17 protein-coding genes are annotated in these 15,772 nt (G+C 73.1%); 6 read left to right on the top strand and 11 right to left on the bottom strand.

What is annotated here, in order from left to right:
* The coding region (locus tag VK501_RS19935; RefSeq protein WP_324340471.1) for an MFS transporter at positions 1–1,107 on the bottom strand (1,107 nt) is incomplete at its 3' end.
* Between the two features lie 152 nt (positions 1,108–1,259).
* On the opposite strand from VK501_RS19935, the gene VK501_RS19940 reads away from it, so the two are divergent.
* On the top strand, positions 1,260–2,210 hold the full coding sequence (locus VK501_RS19940) for a zinc-binding dehydrogenase (protein WP_324340473.1): 951 nt from the start codon (positions 1,260–1,262) through the stop codon (positions 2,208–2,210).
* 5 nt (positions 2,211–2,215) lie between these two features.
* Complete coding sequence (locus VK501_RS19945) at positions 2,216–2,563, top strand: nuclear transport factor 2 family protein (protein ID WP_324340475.1); 348 nt, start codon at positions 2,216–2,218, stop codon at positions 2,561–2,563.
* On the opposite strand, the gene VK501_RS19950 is transcribed toward VK501_RS19945, so the two are convergent.
* The 10 genes from VK501_RS19950 to VK501_RS19995 form a co-directional block, all read right to left on the bottom strand.
* A complete protein-coding gene (locus VK501_RS19950; RefSeq protein WP_324340477.1) occupies positions 2,560–3,198 on the bottom strand; it encodes a hypothetical protein in 639 nt (212 codons plus the stop codon). The two genes, VK501_RS19945 and VK501_RS19950, sit on opposite strands and share 4 nt — an antisense overlap.
* Positions 3,199–3,265: 67 nt before the next feature.
* Positions 3,266–3,991 carry a hypothetical protein gene (locus VK501_RS19955; RefSeq protein WP_324340479.1) on the bottom strand — a complete coding sequence of 242 codons (726 nt, stop codon included), beginning with the start codon at positions 3,989–3,991 and terminating at the stop codon, positions 3,266–3,268.
* Positions 3,964–4,569, bottom strand: a complete 606-nt coding sequence (locus VK501_RS19960) for a uracil-DNA glycosylase family protein (protein WP_324340481.1) — start codon at positions 4,567–4,569, stop codon at positions 3,964–3,966. The genes VK501_RS19955 and VK501_RS19960 overlap by 28 nt, the downstream gene beginning before the upstream one ends.
* A gap of 103 nt (positions 4,570–4,672) precedes the next feature.
* On the bottom strand, positions 4,673–6,550 hold the full coding sequence (locus VK501_RS19965; protein WP_324340483.1) for a PHP domain-containing protein: 1,878 nt from the start codon (positions 6,548–6,550) through the stop codon (positions 4,673–4,675).
* A 127-nt stretch (positions 6,551–6,677) separates the two neighbouring features.
* Positions 6,678–7,730 (bottom strand): hypothetical protein, encoded by a 1,053-nt coding sequence (locus VK501_RS19970; protein WP_324340485.1) that lies wholly within the window; start codon positions 7,728–7,730, stop codon positions 6,678–6,680.
* A 79-nt stretch (positions 7,731–7,809) separates the two neighbouring features.
* Positions 7,810–8,982, bottom strand: coding sequence for an inositol-3-phosphate synthase (locus VK501_RS19975; protein ID WP_349261045.1), 1,173 nt, complete (start codon positions 8,980–8,982; stop codon positions 7,810–7,812).
* Positions 8,983–9,156: 174 nt separating this feature from the next.
* Positions 9,157–9,795 (bottom strand): CDP-alcohol phosphatidyltransferase family protein, encoded by a 639-nt coding sequence (locus VK501_RS19980; RefSeq protein WP_324340489.1) that lies wholly within the window; start codon positions 9,793–9,795, stop codon positions 9,157–9,159.
* Positions 9,796–9,807: 12 nt separating this feature from the next.
* Positions 9,808–10,584, bottom strand: coding sequence for a phosphatase PAP2 family protein (locus tag VK501_RS19985; protein WP_324340491.1), 777 nt, complete (start codon positions 10,582–10,584; stop codon positions 9,808–9,810).
* Positions 10,585–10,706: 122 nt separating this feature from the next.
* Positions 10,707–12,263: a hypothetical protein gene (locus VK501_RS19990; RefSeq protein ID WP_324340493.1), complete on the bottom strand. Its 1,557-nt coding sequence runs from the start codon at positions 12,261–12,263 to the stop codon at positions 10,707–10,709.
* A gap of 33 nt (positions 12,264–12,296) precedes the next feature.
* A complete protein-coding gene (locus tag VK501_RS19995; protein WP_324340494.1) occupies positions 12,297–12,746 on the bottom strand; it encodes a CAP domain-containing protein in 450 nt (149 codons plus the stop codon).
* A gap of 225 nt (positions 12,747–12,971) precedes the next feature.
* Between VK501_RS19995 and VK501_RS20000 the strand changes: the two genes are divergently transcribed.
* The 4 genes from VK501_RS20000 to VK501_RS20015 form a co-directional block, all read left to right on the top strand.
* Positions 12,972–13,868 (top strand): carbohydrate kinase family protein, encoded by an 897-nt coding sequence (locus tag VK501_RS20000; RefSeq protein WP_324340497.1) that lies wholly within the window; start codon positions 12,972–12,974, stop codon positions 13,866–13,868.
* Positions 13,865–14,581: a DNA lyase gene (locus VK501_RS20005; protein WP_324340499.1), complete on the top strand. Its 717-nt coding sequence runs from the start codon at positions 13,865–13,867 to the stop codon at positions 14,579–14,581. Before VK501_RS20000 ends, VK501_RS20005 begins: the two co-directional genes overlap by 4 nt.
* Positions 14,548–15,471 carry a hypothetical protein gene (locus tag VK501_RS20010; RefSeq protein ID WP_324340501.1) on the top strand — a complete coding sequence of 308 codons (924 nt, stop codon included), beginning with the start codon at positions 14,548–14,550 and terminating at the stop codon, positions 15,469–15,471. The genes VK501_RS20005 and VK501_RS20010 overlap by 34 nt, the downstream gene beginning before the upstream one ends.
* Positions 15,472–15,599: 128 nt before the next feature.
* The coding region (locus VK501_RS20015) for an Hsp70 family protein (RefSeq protein ID WP_324340504.1) at positions 15,600–15,772 on the top strand (173 nt) is incomplete at its 3' end.

A 15,772-nucleotide genomic window follows, 5' to 3' on the forward strand; every position in this document is an offset into this window, starting at 1 on the left:
GAGCGGCAGCGCCTCGGCGTCGCTCCACGTGCCGTCACGCGCCACGAGGCCGAGCCCGAGGTAGCCGGCCGCGCTCAGCGCCAGCCCGGCGGGCGCGAGCAGGCGACCGACCGACGGCGCCAGCGCCGGCACGGTCAGCGACGTCAGCGCGAACCCGAGCGCGTAGGGCGCGAACGTCAGCCCGGCGCGCAGCGGGGAGTCGCCCAGCCCCTGCTGCAGGTGCAGCGTGAGCGTGAACAGGAAGCCGCCGTAGGCGATCATCACCGCGGTCGTGCTCGCCATGCCGAGCCCGAAGCGCGGGCGGGCCAAGAGGCCGAAGTCCACCACCGGCGCGCCGCCGCGGGCGCGGGTGCGCCGCAGGTGCGTTGCGAGCATCAGCGCGGTCGGCACGGCGGCGGCCAGGCAGGCCCACGTCCACCACGCCCAGTCGACCTCGTGGCCGAAGACGAGCGGGACCATGACCAAGATGATGACGTCGGTCATGAGCGCGACGCCGATCCAGTCCATGGCGCGCCCGCGGGGCAGGCGCGTGACGGGGAGCAGGCGCGGGCCGACCGCCAGGAGCGCGACGCCGACCGGCACGTTGATGAGGAACACGGGACGCCACGAGGCACCGAGCAGGTCGGCGTCGACGAGCGCGCCGCCGAGCACCTGCCCGACGACCACGCCGGCCGAGACGACGGTCGCGAGCAACGCCATGGCCTTCATCCGGGCCGCGCCCTCGTACTGCAGCTGGATGACGGTCATGACCTGCGGGCCCATCGCGGCGGCGGCGACGCCCTGGCCGATGCGCGCGGCGATGAGGACCTCGGTCGACCACGCGAGGCCGGCGAGCAGGGAGGTGGCGGTGAACCCGCCGAGGCCGGCCAGGAAGAGGCGGCGGTGGCCGTGGTCGTCGCCGAGCCGCGCGCCGGTGATGAGCAGGGCGGCGTAGGCGAGCGCGTAGCCGGAGATGACGAGCTGCAGCGCAGCGCCGGAGACGCCGATGTCGCGCTGGATCGCGGGACCGGCGACGTTGACGATCGCGGTGTCGAGGCTGGCCATGAACGTCCCGGCGAGCAGGACGGCCAGCGCCACGGGGCTTGGGGTTCGGACGGAGGAGGTCATGGACCCCACGGTGCCGCTCGGGCGGCGCGACGGCGATTCCCTCGCAGGTAATGAGGCCAGGGCCGTCACAGGTTCGTTGCAGCTTCGTCGCGGGCCTGGCCCCGTTGCGGGTTTGCGGAGGCCCGGGGTCGCGGTTGGGTAGGTTGCCGTCCATGCGTGCCGTCACCATCCGCGACGGCGAGATCGTCGTCGCGGAGCACCCCGACCCGCGGCCGGGCGCGGGCGAGGTCCTCGTCCGCGTTCGGGCCGCCGGGCTCAACGGAGCCGACCAGCTGCAGAAGCGCGGGCTCTACCCGCCGCCGCCCGGCGCAGGCATCCCCGCCGACATCCCCGGTCTGGAGCTGGCCGGCGAGGTCGCCGAGGTCGGCCCGCGCGTCACGCGCTTCCAGCCCGGTGACCGCGTGATGGCGATCGTCGCGGGCGCGGGCCAGGCCGAGCTCGCCACCGTCCACGAGCGCCAGCTGATGCCGGTCCCCGACGCGCTGGACTGGCCGGCCGCGGGCGGCTTCCCCGAGGTCTTCACCACCGCCTACGACGCGCTCTTCGGCCAGGGCGACCTGCGCTCCGGCGACCGCCTGCTCGTCCACGGCGCGGCCGGCGGCGTCGGCACCGCCGGCGTGCAGCTCGGCGCCGCCGTCGGCGCCCGCGTCACCGCGACGGTGCGCACCCCCGGCTGCCGCGACGCGGTGGGCCAGCTCGGAGCCCAGTCGGTGATCGACTGCGAGGGCTTCGCCGAGCACGGGCCGTTCGACGTCATCCTCGAGCTCGTGGGCGCGCCGAACCTCGGCGAGAACGTCAAGGCCCTCGACACGCGCGGGACGATCGTGGTCATCGGGATCGGCGCGGGCGCCAAGGCCGAGCTGAACCTCGGCGCGCTCATGCACAAGCGCGGTCGCATCAGCTCGTCGGCGCTGCGCAGCCGCCCGCTGGAGGAGAAGGCGGTGCTCGCCCGCGAGCTCGAGCGCCACGTCCTGCCCATGATCGAGGCCGGCCGCGTGCGCGTCCCGATCGCCGAGACCTTCAGCCTTGAGAACGCCGCCAGCGCCTATGCGTCGTTCGCGGCCGGTGGCAAGGTCGGCAAGATCGTCCTGACGATGGAGTGAATCGCGTGAACGCCGTCGAGCGCCTGTGGCGCGCCCTGCGCCGAGAGGACTGGGAGGCCGCCGAGGCCCAGCTGTACGAGAACGCCGTCATCCGCTGGCCGCACACCGGCGAGCGCTTCGACCGCGCGATCGACTACGTCACCGCCTACCGGCTCCACGGCACCCGCACGCGGGTCGACGTGCGGCGGGTGCTCAGCGAGGGCCATTACGTCGGCCTCTGGGTCGTCGTCGACGACGGCGAGGGGACCTGGCACGGCGCCGGGCTGTACGAGCTGCAGGAGGCGCGCATCCACCACGCCACCGAGATCTGGACCCGCGAGGGCGTCGAGCGCCCGATCGGGCTGGGGACCTAGGCCGAGGTCGTGGCCGACTCGCCCGTGAGCTCGGCCAGGAGGGCGTCGAGCTGGGCCAGCGCGACCACCGACGCGCCCTGGGGCGCTCGCTCCTTCTGCCGAGGCAACACCCTGTCGACCGGCACGACGACCACCACGCGCGCCACGTGGCCTTCCTGGATCAGGCGCTCAGCACGGGCCCACACCCGGTCGACCGCACTCGCGGTCGGCGTCCGGCGCCAGTCGCGGGCCTCGACCCGGACGCGCGTTCCGCCGCGGAGCTCCAGGATCCAGGCCTGGGGCGGACGCTCGTCCGGCGCGCCGCCGGCGCCGCCGACGGCCTGCCCCACGATGGCCCGGAAGCGCTGGCGCGCGGTCGTCGCGACCACGTCGGCGAGCTCGACGAAGCGATCGGTCACGTCCCGCGCGCCGGCCTCGAGGAACACCGGCCGGAAGTGGCGCACGGTGTCGGGACCGGCGAAGACGACGACCGGGACCTCCGGATGCGACTCGCGGAGCTCCCCGATCAGCTCCATGCCGGCGTGGACGTTGCGCCGGCCGCCCTCGATGCGCATCGCATCGGTGATCACGAGCGTCCGCCCGGGCGCCTCGGCGACGAGGTCCAGGCCGTCGCTCGTCGACACGGCGGTCAGCACGTCGAAGCGCCGGCTCAGCAGGCGCTGAGCAGTCTGCTGCCCCGGGGGCGCGCCGTCAACGCGGAGCTCAGGTCGCCGACTCGCGGCTCGCCAGCCGCACGAGCGCCGGCAGGCGATCCAGGTTGACCAGGAAGTACGCGGCGGTCAGCAGCGGCAGGACCGGGACCGCCTGGTCGAGCCAGACCTTGAGCACGATCGCGACGACGGTCGCCAGCCACAGCGCCACGGCCGTGGCGCGCGGACGCAGCCCGAAGCGCCGGGCGTAGACCAGGAACACGCCGGCGAAGACCGCGTCGGAGATGCCGAGCCGGCCGGCCGGCAGGCCGGTGCCCCAGTCGGGCATCTCCAGCGACAGCGGGTCGCCCGGCTGCGTCTGCCCGGCGTTGGCCAGCAGCTCGCTCGGCCCACCGGCGAAGGTCGACACGAGGTCGATGACCGACACGAACACCGGCAGCGCCAGCGCCAGCGAGGGCGCCAGCAGCCCGGCCGCGAAGATCGCCCCGAACGCCGCGTAGGCGATGGCCTCGACCGGCGTGGCCGCCGCGCCCACGTCGGCGACGTTCAGGGCGGCCACGAGCAGGAACGCGCCGAGCGTGGTCAGCCAGAGCAGCGGCGCGACGTCGGAGACCGGCACGATCGCCGCCACGCAGATGAAGATCGCCGCCGCGCCGGCCGTGCACGCGACGACGATCGACAGATCGACGGGCGTGATGGTCGGCAGCTCGGGCGCGGCCAGGACGTAGGCCTGCGCCAGCGCGACGAGGGCTAGTACGGCGGCAGGTCCGCGTACCACTCGCCCAGGACCCGGAACGCGGACCAGAACTCCCGCTTGGCGGACTCCTCGTCCAGCGCGTCGTCGATGTTCGGCGTGACGATCGCGTCGATGGAGGGCGTCAGCTGCTGACGCACGCCGGGGAGGTACTCCACGGGCTTGGCCAGCGGGACGTCGAGGTCGTTGAGCGCGCTCAGCGCGTCGTCGCCCATCACCACGATCACCTTGGGCTGGACGATGGCCAGCTCCTCGATCACGCGGGCGACGCATTCCGGGTCAGCCAGCGACGGGTCGCCGACCGGGCACTTGACGCACAGCGTGCCGTACACGGCGAGCGGGTCGACCTGCAGGCGCTTGAGCGCCTTCATCAGCGCCGTTCCCGAGCGGCCGTAGAACGCGACGCCCTCCTCGACCTCCGAGGGCATCGGCGCGTGCTTGAGCAAGAAGACGTCGGCCTGGGGGTGGCCCGAGCCGAGCACCGGCATGATGCCGCCGCGCGGACAGGACTGGCAGCCCTGGAGCTCCCGGGTCAGGCTGTTGAGCTCGCGGATGGCTCGCTCGAGGTACTTCTCGCGGATCTCGTCGTCGGTCGCCGGCATGGACGATCCGAGATTCGACGGTCCCGGACGTGGCCCCTGCGGCTGCATCAGCCCTTGCGCGTTGCGGGCGCGACCCGGACGTCGTTGCCGGTCGTCCGCCGCATCAGCTCTTCCGGGTCGCGCGTCTCACGCGACGGTCCCGGCGGGCCCGTCGGGCGGCCCGCGGCGTGGCCCGCGTCTCGAGGAACTTCAGCGCCTGCACGTAGAGCAGCGTGCCGGACTTGGTGGTGATCTCCGCGTGGCGCAGCGACTCGAGGAACTCCTGCGGACCGTCGAAGTCGTGCATGCGGATGCGCACCGACCCGAGGCCGGCGGCGACGTGCGAGTCCGAGCCCGCGCCGCGGACGATCTGGTACTTGGCGGCGAACCGCTCGGCCTCCTCGTTGAAGGAGCCGATCGCGACGCGCGGGTTGTACACCTCGATCGCGTCGACGTCGTCGAGGATCTTCAGCAGGTGCTCGTAGTCGGGCACCGCGTGCATGCGGTCGAACGGATGCGGGACGTAGACCAGTCCGCCCTGGCGCTTGATCTCGGCGACGGTCTCCTCCAGCGTGAGCCCGCGCGGGATCTTCTCCTGGAGGAACAGGCCGATGACCTCGCCCTGCGTGGCGGACTTGACCTCTTCGCCGATGATGATCTTCACGCCGAACTCGGCGGCCTTCTGGGCGGCCTCGAACGCGCCCGAGACCTCGTTGTGGTCGGTCACCGCGATCGCCCCGAGACCCTGCTCGCGCGCGGTGGCCAGCAGATGCTCGACTGGCGTGGCGCAGTCGCCGCTGTGGTCGGTGTGCATGTGCAGGTCGACGTCGATCAGCTTGCGTGTGCGCAGGCGCTCCCACAGCTCCGGGTCGCCCGTGGGGTCGTGGCGCCGCGCGACGGTCTGAACGTAGGAGGCCTCGACCTCGTCGGCCAGCGTCGACCACGCGCGCGCGGGCGGCGCGGCGTCGCGCAGGCGGCGGCGCAGGTCGCGGTCGCCGACCAGGCGGCGCAGCTGGGCGCCGAGGACCTCGACGTCGGCGGGCTCGAACAGCAGCCCGTGCTCCTCGACGAGGTCCTCGTAGACCGGCAGGCGCGAGACGACGGGGATCGCCCCGGCCGCGGTGGCGCGCAGCACGAGCGCGGGGGCGGGCAGCGTGCCGCCCGAGGCGGCCACGAGGATGTCGGCGCTCGCGAGCGCCTCGTCCTCGCCGCCGGTGGTGAAGCGCACGCGCTCGCGCAGCTCGCTGCGCATCGGCGTGGTGGACGACGGGCCCTGCGCGCTGACGACCGTCGCCTCCCACGGCACCGAGAGGTCCAGACGGCGCAGCGCGCGCAGGAACAGCCGCAGCGCCTGGCGCTCCTCGGCGTCGACGAACAGCAGGCGCACGGGGTCGTCCGCGGCGCGCGGCGCGGGCGCGGGCGCCTCGGCGCCGGGCGCCGCGAGGGCGTACTCCGCGGGGAAGAAGCGCCGCATCAGCTCGGCGGTGGCAGGGTAGGCGGCGTGGCGCGCGTCGAGGCGGCCGAAGACCAGCGTCACCAGCTTGCGCGCGACCTGCGTGGCGACGACGCGCTCGGCGGGGGCGTGGAACGTCCCGACGTTCAGCGCCCGCGAGTGGCGCAGCGCGACCGAGGCGACCGACGGCGCGAACGGCTCGTGGACGTGGCAGATGTCCAGCGCGGTGGAGAGCAGCAGCTCCTCGACCGTGCGGGCGACGTCGATCGGCACCGCCGGGCGCCCCCGGCTCGAGCCCGTCGCGGCCACGCCGGGGAGCACCTCGCCGACCGCCAGGACCCGGATCTCGCCGGGTGCGCCGAGGACGTCGCCGGCGCGGATCGCCTTGCGCGACGCCCGCACCGCGGCCTCGTCGCGCGAGGGCGCGACGATCACGACGCGGTGACCGCGCTGCGCGAGCTCCTCGCTCAGCCTTCCGACGTACGTGTTGACCTCGTGCCGGTCCTCCCATGGATACGGGGAGACCTGGGCGATCGCCAGGGGGTCCACGCCAGTCAGCATAGGCGACGAAGCGGGGTGGCTAGGGGTGCCGTAGGCGGCCAGCGAGGCCGAGGCCCACGACGGCCGGCCGTCGCCGCCGGAGGTGGGTCCCCAGTCGCGATAGCGACACAGTCTCCTAGCGGCGCAGCGTGACGATGGCGGCCTTGATCGGGTCCGCGTACGGCGTGGCCAGGATCGCCTCCGCGGTGGGCGCGCAGGCGAGCGCCAGGAAGGTCAGGACGTCGAACGGCGCGGCCATGGGCAGGAAGCCCATCGGGACGGCATGGGACGTGACCTGTGCGAGGAACGGCGGGCCCCACGTGAGGGCGTCCTCGAAGAAGCGCTGCACGTCGGCGAGCCGCTCCACGCCGAGCGACGACAGCGACTGGGCGAGGAGGGGGAGGTTGCCGAGATCGTCGCCCCATGGCGCACCGAACCCCGCGTCGACCGCGATCCGGACCCACCGGTCGGCCAGCCCGGTCTCGCGCACGAAGGCGTCGAGCGACAGGACGTCCAGCTCCGCGGAGAGATCGCCTCGCTGCACCTCCTCGGTGTAGGTGGCGTCCAGCTCGTCGGCCGCCTGCTTGACCGCCGCGAACTGGTCGTCGGCCACCTCGAGCAACGCGCTCAGGCGATACAGCCGACGGCGCAGCTCCTCGGGCAGCTGGGCGGTGTTCTTGTAGCGCAGCCGGTGGTCGACGGCCGCCCAAGCGTGCTGCATGACGGTCCGCACCTGGATCTCGGCGACGTGCTCGGCGAAGCGCTGGTTCTCCAGTAGCGCGAGGCGGTCGGGCGAGAAGCGCACCACGTAGTGGTCCGAGCGGTACCCGAACCGGTCCGGGTCGCTGGCCCCGCTCTGCCGTCGAGAGTGGTCCCAGTCGACGGCGAAGTGCTGCTCGATCAGCGCGCCGATCTGCTCGACGTCGGCGGGGAAGTACGCGATGACGCGGATCCCGGCGAGGTCCGTGATCTCGCGCAGCGGATCGGCGTACTTCTCGTTCTTGCGCCGGATCTTGTCCACGAAGCTCTCGACCGACTTCGTGCGCGGCTCGATCTGGGCGTAGTCGATCCTGGCGGCGGCGAGCTGGTCGCGCATGAGCCGTGCGAACTCCGCGCAGAACTGCTCGTGGTCCGGCCGGACCCGCCGGAACTCGTGGCCCCACTCCTCCGGTGTGCGTGCGCCGGTCACCACGCAGGACCATAGACCGAAAACGCAGACGGCCCGCGCGATGGCGGGCCGTCTGGCAGGGCTCGGTGTGCGCCGGGCGCTACGCCTTGGCGGCGCGGGCGCGCGCGCGGGCGGCGCGGGGCTTGGCCGCCGCGCTCTTGGTGGCCGACTTGGCGGCCGCGCCCTTGGGTGCGGTCAGCGCCTTGCCCGTGTGGTGCTTGGCGATGAACTTCTCGGTCGCGTCGCGCGCCTCGTCGTCGGGACGCTGCGTGTGCGGCGACTTCATGAGGTACGAGCTCGGGCCGTCGAGCTGGCCGCCGACGCCGTTGTTGAGGGCGAGCTTCGCGAGGCGCACGGCGTCGATGACGATGCCGGCCGAGTTCGGCGAGTCCCAGACCTCGAGCTTGAGCTCGGCGGTCAGCGGCACGCCGCCGAAGGCCTCGCCCTCGAGGCGGATGTGCGCCCACTTGCGGTCGGTGAGCCACGGCACGTAGTCCGAGGGGCCGACGTGGACGTCGTCGGCGGGGATGTCCAGGCCGGCGATCGAGGTCACGGCGTTGGTCTTGGAGATCTTCTTGGACTCGAGGCGCTCGCGCTCGAGCATGTTGAAGAAGTCCATGTTGCCGCCGACGTTCAGCTGCGACGTGCGCTTGAGCTTGACGCCGCGCTCGTGGAACAGGCGGGCCAGCACGCGGTGCGTGATCGTGGCGCCGACCTGGGACTTGATGTCGTCGCCGATGACCGGCAGGCCGGCCTTCTTGAAGCGCTTGTCCCAGTAGTCCTCGCGGGCGATGAACACCGGGATGCAGTTCACGAAGCCGCAGCCGGCCTCGATGATCTGCTCGACGTACCACTTGGTCGCCTGCTCGGAGCCGACCGGCAGGTAGGAGACGACGATGTCGGTGTGCGTCTCCTTGAGGATCGACACGATGTCGGCGGTCTCGCCCGGCGCCTTGGTGATCCTCTGCGACAGGTACTTGCCGAGGCCGTCGTGCGTCATGCCCCGGTAGACCGGGACGTCGAGCTTCTTGGGGACCTTGCTCGTGAACTTGATCGTGTCGTTCGGGGCGGCCCAGATCGCCTGGGCGAGGTCCTTGCCGACCTTCGTCTTGTTGATGTCGAAGGCACACGTGAACTCGATGTCGCGCGGGTGGTAGCCGCCGAGGTCGTTGTGCATGAGACCGGGGATGGTCTCGTTGTGCTCGTCGTCGGCGTAGTGGTAGACGCCCTGCACGAGGGAGTTGGCGCAGTTGCCGACGCCGATGATCGCCACGCGGACCTTGTCGCGCTGGTAGCGCGCGGATCCGTTGGTGGCGGGGCCGGTCTTGACGGCGGTGACGCCGTTGGTGCCGATGGTGCTCAAGGGGTATTGCCTTTCTCGAAGTCCGACGTCAACCACCCCGCGAGCGGGTTGTGGTTACAGGAATCGGTGCGACGCGCCCGGGTGCTAGGCCGCTGCGGCTGGCTCGGTCAGAGCCTTGCGCACGTGGAAGATCCGCTGCAGGACGGTGATCGTGCTCAGTCCCGCGAGGACGTACACGGCGGGGGCGAGCAGCTCGAAGTCTGCCAGACCGGCGCCCTTCGCGAACAGCAGGCCGATGCTGAGGATCACGACCCGCACCGCGCGGGTGGCGATCCCGACCTTGCACTCCACGCCGAGGGCCTCGGCGCGGGCGCGGGTGTAGCTCACCATCAGCGACGCGAGGACCGCCACGACGCAGGCCGCGACGGCGAACTGCATGTCCCGCGAGGCGAAGTACGCGGCGACCGCCGTGAGCACGACGCCCTCCTCGATGCGATCCAGCGTCGAGTCCAGGAACGCCCCGAACGGCGAGCCCTTGCCCGACATCCGCGAGTACCGGCCGTCGAGGGTGTCGCAGACCGAGCCGACGATGAAGGTCAGACCGGCGAGGAAGAACAGGCGCTCGGCCACGAGGACGGCGGCGACGACGCAGAGGATGAAGCCGGTCAGCGAGATCGCGTTGGGCGTCAGGCGCGACTCGATGAGCCGGTTGCGGACCAGCTCACGGCGCTCGGTCGCTGCCAGCGGACGGCGGCCGCTGCGCGGGGAAGGTGACGAGGACATGTGGTGGGGAACTTACGCGGTCGCTTTGGCCGGCGAGAAGGCCCATGCTTCGGGGCGCTTCTGCGCGAGCCACCGCGCAGCGTAGAAGCTCAGGCCGGCGGTCGCGGCGCCGAGGAACGCGTCGAGCAGCCAGTGGTTGCCCGTGGCCACGACGACCCAGCACATGATCAGCGGGTAGACGGCCCAGAAGATGCGTGCCGGGCGCCATTTGACCATCTGCGCCAGCGACCAGCCGATCAGCAGCGCATTGCAGCAGTGCATCGAGGGCACGGCCGCGTACGGGTTGAAGAGGGCGTTGACCTTGACGTCGTTGTGGTCGACGCCGGTGAAGTCCGAGACCGCGTCCTGGAAGCCGAGCTCGGGGAAGAACCGCGGCGGCGCGGTGGGGTAGAGCAGGTAGCCGACCAGGGCGATGGCCATCCCGACGATGAACATGTTCCGCACGAAGTAGAAGCGCTCGTTGTGGAACAGGTACATGTAGATCAGCGCGGCCAGGCAGATCGTGGTCTGGGCGTTGATGTAGATCCAGCTTGCGCCGTCGAGCGCGAAGGACCAGCCGCCCGACCACGTCTGCACCGTCGGCTCGATGAACAGCCCCGTCGCCTGCTCGATGCTGATCAGGTGGCGCGCGTTCTGGAAGGCCGTGGTCGCACCCTGCGGGTCGTCGATCGCCCCGCGGGTCAGGCGGTACGCGTAGTAGGCGCTGGCGAACAGGAGGACCTGACGAAGCACGTCGAGCGGACCGTGCGGGAAGACCCTGCCCATGAGTCGTGTGAGACCGACCGGCATGGAACACTCGATCCTAGCGCTCGGTCCGGGGGCCGCGGAAGGGGGGTTGCCCACACCTAACAGGGCCTAACCGCGTGAGGCGCCTCCCGCGCGACCACGCTCACCGAACGCCTGCTTGGCGGTCACGCCGTACATCGAGGGCCCGTCGCCCGCACCCGCGAGAGGGCGAAGTCCGTGGCGATCCGGACGCGCCCGGGCGCCGTGATGGTCAGCGCGGTCCAGTCGCCGGCGGGCGCGACGCAGCCCTTCCCGCGGGCGATCCGCCAGTACGGCGTGAAGCGCACGCGCACGAGGATCCGGCCGGCGCGGGGGACGTCGAGGTCGACCGTGTCGCTGTCCATCGCGACGACGCGCGCGCCGGCGCCGCTGGCCAGCGGCGTGGCCCGGGCGACCTCGAAGATCCGCCAGTGCGCGTCGTGCCAGACCGCGCGCAGATAGGACGGCTGCTTGCGCACGAGCGCCGCCTCGGCGGCCGCCGAGTAGTCGATCGGCGCGTCGGCCAGCGCCACGTAGCGCACCGCGTTCTCGTCGAGCCAGCGGCGATAGCGCGCCGGCGTCAGCGGCGGCGCGCCGTCGTAGAAGAGCGCGTTGACCTTGCGGTCGAGCTGGCGCTCCCAGCCCCGCGCAAGCGGAATCCGGGCCCACCCACCCGCCACCCGCGCCGACTCCCAGTGGTTGTCGGTGAACGGGATCTCCACGCGGAACGGATCGCCGGGCCGCGTGGTCAGGAAGCGCAGCATCCCGTCGTAGTACGAGGCGTGCACGGAGCGGTCGCCCGCTGCGCGCACGACGTCGTCGGCGGGCGAGGAGAGCTGCCAGTACAGGAGCGGCAGCACGAGGACCAGCAGCGTGCGGCGCCGGTCGGGCCACAGCGCCAGGGCGGCCAGCGGCCCGGCGAAGAGGGCGCCAAGGCGCACCGCGTTGCCGCCCATCGGCGAGCTGATCGCCGCGCTGACGATCAGCAGGAGCGCGTAGAGCCCGACGCCGAGGCGCAGCGTGCGCTGCTCGGCGGGCAGCAGCGCGAGCACCAGCAGCGTCGCCGCGAGGCTCGGCCAGAACGCCGACGCCGTGAACGGGAAGTCGCCGCCCTCGGGGAAGAGGACGGTGAGCGCGACGGCGGGCGCGAGCGTCGCGGCGCACTGCAGCGCGGCGGTCGCCCAGCGGCGGTGCGTGATCCCCCAGGCCGCGAAGCCGAGCGCGAGGAACGCGGCGGCGACGGGGCTGGCCAGCGCGGTCGCGACACCCGCCGGCGCGCACCACCACGGCCGGCCGCGCGCCAGCGCGAGCACGGCGACCAGGGCGCACGCCAGCCCGAGGGCGAACGTCAGCCGGCCGGTGACCAGCGAGACGGCCGTCGCCGTGGCGAACCACAGCGCGGCGGGGCGGCCGCGCTCGCCGGCGACCAGCAGCGCCAGCCGCTCGAACGCCCAGGCGGCCGCGACCGCGGCCAGCGCGCCGACCAGGCGGGGCCCGAGGACTGCCGCCAGCGGCGGGAAGAGGATCGAGTAGGCCGGGACGTGATGGCCGCCGTACCAGCCGTTGTCCCAGATCGTCGGGCCCGCGTGCTCGAACAGCCACGTCCGGTACGTCTGCGCCGCGAGGTCGGCGCTCGGCGGATCGACGACGAGATACAGCGCCGCGAGCAGCGCGGCCACAGACCAGGCGGGGAGGCGACCCAAGGTCGCCGCAGCGTATTGGCCTGGAGGGCGCGCCTAAGAGCTGAAGTCCGCCGTGACGGCGTTGCCGGCCTCGTCGCCCATCGCGCCGTGGACGCGGCCGACGCCGACGCGCCGCAGCGCGCCGTTGAGCAGCACGGCCCGGTGGTGGGCCGACTGCATCCAGAGGCCGACGACGACCTTCGCGGTGGCGCCCGAGCCGGCCGGGGCCCAGGCCAGCGTCTCGCCGTACTGGCGGCGCTTGCCGGCGCGCTTGAGGCGCGTGGTGAACGTCGAGCCGTCGAACGAGCTGTGGCTCAGCACGTCGTGCCGGAGCATCTCGGACGAGTGCTGGCGGGCGACCCGCGCCAGCGGCGTGGTGAGCGCCACGGTCCGAAGATGATGCGCCCGGCGGACGCGGTTGACCTCGCGGACGATCGCGGTCTCGGCCTTCGTCTGGGCGACGTGGGCATAGACGGGCGGTGGCGGGGGCGTGGCTGCGGGCATGGCTCGGTCTCCGGGTCCGGGGGTGCGGATCGCGGAACGGGCAGTCCTTGCCCGTCGTTCTCCAGGGCCACCGTGATGGCTCTGCTTCGGCCGGGAGACGTTGACGGACATCCCCGGCCACCTGTCCGCTGACCCTATCCACACCAGACGGTCGACGCCAGGTCGGGATCCTGCACCCCTGCAAGCCGGCGACCGTGCACGAGGCGCAAGTACCGTAGGCGGCCGATGCGAATCCTCTGTGTGGGAGAGGCGCTCGTGGACCTGACCTGCGAGCGTCCCGTGGCCTCGATCGCCGAGGCCGGTGCCTTCGTGCCGCATGTCGGCGGTTCGGCCGCCGTCGTGGCGGTCACCGCCGCGCGCCGCGGGGCGGACGTCGCGCTGGCCGGCGGCGCGGGCGACGACGCCTGGGGGCGCTGGCTGCGCGACCGGCTGCAGGGCGAGGGCGTCGGCCTCGACCACTTCGGCAGCGACGGCGGCCGCGCCACGCCCGTCGCCTTCGTCACGGTCGACGCGGGCGGCACGCCGTCCTGCACGGTCTACGGCGAGCGCGCGTCGCTGGGGGCGCTAGGCGCGCGGCTGCTCGCGGCGGTCGATGACGCCGACGCGCTCTTCTTCTCCTCGAGCACGCTCGTCGCCGAGGACGAGCGCGCGATGACCTTGGCGGCCCGCGACCGCGCCCGCGCCGCGGGCAAGCCGGTGGTCCTCGACCCCGACCTGCGGCCCGAGCGCTGGCGCTCGACGTCGGCGGCGGCGGAGGTCGTCGGCGGCAGCGTCGCCGGCGCGTTCCTGGTCAAGGCCAACGCCGACGAGGCGCGCGCGCTCACCGGCGAGCTGGAGGTCGAGGCCGCGGCCGCCTCGCTGCTGGCCGCCGGCGCGCAGCACGTGGTCGTGACGCTCGGGGCCGGCGGCGCGCTCCTGCGCGGCGGTGGCGTGGATCGCACGGTGCGTGGCGTGGCCGCCACGCCCGTCGACACCACCGGCGCCGGCGACGCGGTCACCGGCGTGCTGCTCGCCGCGCTGACGCGCACGGGCTTCTACCCCGCGGCCCTGGCCGCGATGCTGCCCGACGCGGTGGCCGAGGCGGCACGCGCGACCGAGCGCTACGGGTCGCTGGCGGAGTGAGCGCGGACCTCGCCACCGTGCCACGGACGGCGTGGCGGGCGCCGGGGCGCGCGCGGGTCGCCCGGCTGCGCGACCGCCTGCGCGACGTCTACGGCGTGCCGTGCGCGCCGCCCCACGAGGACCCGCTGGCCGAGCTGGTGCTGACCGTCCTCTCGCAGTCGACCAACGATCGCAACCGCGACGTCGCCTTCCTGCGCCTGCGCGACCGCTTCGACACCTGGGACGCGGTGCGCGACGCGCCGGTGCCCGAGGTCGAGGAGGCGATCCGCCCGGGCGGGATCTCCAAGGTCAAGTCGCAGCGCATCCACGACATCCTCGTGGCGATCGAGGCGGCCAATTCGGCCGGCGGCCTCGATCTGGGGTGGATGCGCGACGCGCCCGTCTCCGAGTCGCGGGACTTCCTGTGCGCGCTGCCCGGGGTGGGACGCAAGACCGCCGCGTGCGTCCTGCTGTTCTCCTACGGGTTGCGCGACGTCCCGGTCGACACGCACGTCTCGCGCGTGGGCATGCGGCTGCACGTGCTGCGCCCGGGCGCGCCGTTCGAGGAGCTGCACGACGCGATGCTGGCCCTCACGCCGTCCGGCGCCGAGCTCGAGCTCCACGTCAACCTGCTGCGCCACGGCCGCCGCACCTGCCACGCGCAGCGCCCCGCCTGCCCGTCCTGCATCCTGAGGAGATCATGTCCCTCGAGCCACCTGTTCCAGCCACGGTGACCGGCCCGGCGCCCGGCGGTGCCGCGACGGAGCCGCGCGTCGCCCTGGCCACCTGCCGGCTCTTCCCGGACGGCGACGCCGACGACGTCGCCCTGCCGGCCGCGCTCGGCGGTGCCGAGTTCGTGGTCTGGGACGACCCGCGCGCCGACTGGGAGCCCTATGACCTCGTCGTCGTGCGGTCCACTTGGGACTACCAGTTGCGCCGCGACGAGTTCCTGGCGTGGGCCGGCCGCCTCGGTCCGAAGCTCGTCAACTCCTCCGAGCTGCTCGCCTGGAACACCGACAAGCGCTATCTGCGCCAGCTCGCCGCCGCCGGGCTGCCCGTCGTGCCGACCGCGCTGGTCGAGCCCGGCGAGGCGTTCGTCGCGCCGGTGGGCGAGTACGTCGTCAAGCCCACCGTCTCGGCCGGGTCACGCGACACCGCGCGGTTCACCGAGGCGCCCGGCGACGCCGTCCGCGCCGCGGCGCTCGTGCAGGGCATCCACGCCTCGGGCCGGACCGCGATGGTCCAGCCCTACGTCGCCTCGGTCGACACCCGCGGCGAGACCGCGATGCTGCTGTTCGACGGCCGCTTCTCGCACGCGATCCACAAGGGCGCGCTGCTGAGCCCCGGCCAGGAGCCGACCCAGGAGTTCTTCGCGCCCGAGACGATCGAGGCGCGTACCGCCACCGCGGCGGAGCGTGAGGTCGCCGACCGCGTCGTCGGCTGGGTCTCGCAGCACTTCGGCGCGGCGCCGGCCTACGCGCGCGTCGATCTGGTCGAGGACGCCGGCGGCGAGCCGATCGTCCTGGAGCTCGAGCTCACCGAGCCGTCGCTCTTCTTCGCCTACGCGCCCGAGGGTCCGGCGCGCTTCGCCGACGCGGTGCGCCGGCGGCTGCCCGGGCGCTGACGGCCCGCGGCCCGTATTCGTGTCCAGATCCGGGCGCCCGCGCATCGACTACCGCGCAAGATCTTCTACACTGTCGCTGAGATTTTCACCGCAGCACCTGAGCAGACACGAACGGGAGACCACACCACATGGGCAAGACCATCGGCATCGACCTCGGCACGACGAACTCGTGCATGGCCGTCCTCGAGGGCGGCGAGCCGACCGTCATCGAGAACGCCGAGGGCGGTCGCACCACCCCTTCAGTCGTCGCCTTCGCGCAGAGCGGCGAGCGCCTCGTCGGCACCGTCGCCAAGCGGCAGGC

It is taken from the genome of Baekduia sp. (assembly GCF_035318805.1).
GTDB lineage: Bacteria > Actinomycetota > Thermoleophilia > Solirubrobacterales > Solirubrobacteraceae > Baekduia.